Below are 501 nucleotides of genomic sequence, written 5' to 3' on the forward strand. Positions count from 1 at the left end.
GTCTACCGTAACAGGGGTCCCATTCTCAATCGCAATGGTCAAAATGTTGCTCCCATCAATTGTTGCACTGGTAAGGTTCTGGTTGTCCGTGTTGTCCAAAAATCCAGACAGGTCCACCGTACCACCGTCCTCAAGGGTCAGTACATTCCCTGGTGACAGGCTCAGCTGTTGATTGTCTGTATTAATACTCGATAGGTCAATTACCGGGTTATTGTCGATTTCATTGGTATAGGTAAGTTCATTAGTAGTACTATCGAAGCCCAAGGTAGTATTTGTTTCCGAAATAGTTACCGAAGCTACATTTAGGTATAGCCCGCCGTCCGTACCTGCCACTATATCATTATTGGCGTTGGCACTTATAAGGTCTATGTTATTTGGTGTCCCGCTTTCATTAGTAAAAGTTAAGGTTCCATCAGTATTCTTAGCTAAAGTGGTAAGCGTCTCCAAGTTCTTTACCGCAGCCGTCAAGTTTACTTGAGTGGTATTCCCAGCCTCGTCCAC

Annotated in this window: 1 pseudogene; it reads right to left on the bottom strand. The window is 44.5% G+C overall.

Features of this window, described 5'->3' with window-relative positions:
- Nucleotides 1-501: pseudogene (locus F1E73_RS17760) on the bottom strand (hypothetical protein); the annotation flags it as partial.

The sequence above is a fragment of the Arenibacter lacus genome, assembly GCF_008711145.1.
GTDB lineage: Bacteria > Bacteroidota > Bacteroidia > Flavobacteriales > Flavobacteriaceae > Arenibacter > Arenibacter amylolyticus.